The 1,589-nt window shown below is 38.3% G+C and carries 1 protein-coding gene; it reads right to left on the bottom strand.

Annotated elements, in window-relative coordinates; all coding sequences use genetic code 11:
* Window positions 1-26: 26 nt before the first annotated feature.
* Window positions 27-1,556, bottom strand: coding sequence for an NADP-dependent phosphogluconate dehydrogenase (gene gndA, locus H4J50_RS18870; RefSeq protein ID WP_182257691.1), 1,530 nt, complete (start codon window positions 1,554-1,556; stop codon window positions 27-29).
* Window positions 1,557-1,589: the final 33 nt, after the last annotated feature.

The following is a 1,589-nucleotide window of genomic DNA, read 5'->3' as shown; positions in this document are numbered from 1 at the left end:
AAATTAGATAGCGCACAAATGATAATTTAACCAATTTCTACTATATTACGTGATTCGCTTGACCAGTTAACGTGATATTTTTTCCCTGTATTGACATCAATTCTCTCAAACGTATGAGCACCAAAGAAATCACGTTGAGCTTGTAATAAATTTGCGGGTAACACAGCACAACGTATAGAGTCGTAATAAGATAACGATGATGATATCGCGCCTGTTGGAATCCCCATAAGTGCTGAGTTAGCAACAGATTTACGCCAGTTAATTTGATGTTTACTTAATTGCTCAGCAAAGAAATCATCGAGTAATAGGTTGTCTAAATTAGGGTTACGTTCGAATGCATCTGTTATTGACTGTAAAAAGGCTGCTCTAATAATGCAACCAGCACGCCAAATTTTAGCAATACTTGAAAAATTTAACTGCCAATTATGTTCTTTTTCAGCAAGTTTCATTAATTGAAACCCTTGTGCATAAGCACAAATTTTTGCACTGTAAATCGCACCATGCAACTGTTCAATAAATGCTTCCTTTTCGGTAGCATTTAAAACGGTTATTTCTGGCCCTGCTAAAATAGTTGAAGCTTTTACACGTAAATCTTTAAAAGATGAAATTGAACGTGCATAAACTGCCTGAGCTATTGTGGGTGCCGGAGTTCCAAGTTCTAAACTACTGACAGCAGTCCACAACCCAGTGCCCTTTTGACCCGCTTTATCTAGAATTAAATCAACTAAAGGAGTTTCTGCTTCGCCCACACGGTGACGTAAAACTTCTACAGATATTTCCATTAGGTAACTTTCTAAAGGTCCTTTATTCCACAGCGCAAAAATATCTGCAATTTCATCGCTGTTTAACCCTAAGCCATCTCGCAACATTTGATATGCTTCACAGATAATTTGCATATCAGCGTATTCAATACCGTTATGTACCATTTTCACGTAATGCCCAGCACCTGCTGGACCAATGTAAGCTGCACAAGGCTCACCTTCTGTAACTATTTCACCTGGTTTTGTTCGCTCTATTGGTTTACCTGTTTTAGAATCCACCTTCGCCGCTATAGCTTGCCAAATAGGCTTAATTCTCGTCCAAGCATAAGGAGAGCCACTAGGCATCAACGCAGGACCAAATCTTGCACCTACTTCTCCACCTGAAACAGCCGAAGAAAATAAAATAAAGTTATTCTTATATTTCTTTTCACGTGCAACGGTATCTACCCATAAACTATTGCCAGTATCAATTACGATGTCGTCAGGTTGAATACCCGCACCGATCAGGTTTTCACAAACTTGATCAACTGGCGCACCAGCAGGTACTGACAGTACTATAAGATGTGGAGGTTTTAAGCGTGACAATAACTCGGTATAAGAAGTACAACCAACAACACGGGCTGTAGATAAGCCACTTTCTGCTTTATCTTGGGCAATAACATCTTCAACTTTACTAATATCAAGATCAAAAGCGGCAATACTGTAACCATTATCGGCTAAGTTAAGCACTAAATTTTTTCCCATAACGCCTAAACCTATAAAACCAATATCACATACGCTGTTGTTCTTTATCATAAAATATCCAGTAAAATTCAAATAGAATGCATT

This window comes from Colwellia sp. 6M3 (assembly GCF_014077595.1).
In the GTDB taxonomy this organism is placed as follows: domain Bacteria; phylum Pseudomonadota; class Gammaproteobacteria; order Enterobacterales; family Alteromonadaceae; genus Cognaticolwellia.
This window is presented reverse-complemented; position numbering and strand designations above follow the sequence as displayed.

Coding starts and splice junctions, on each gene's coding strand:
- gndA (WP_182257691.1), bottom strand. CDS start 1,556: ATGATAAAGAACAACAGCGTATGTGATATTGGTTTTATAGGTTTAGGC.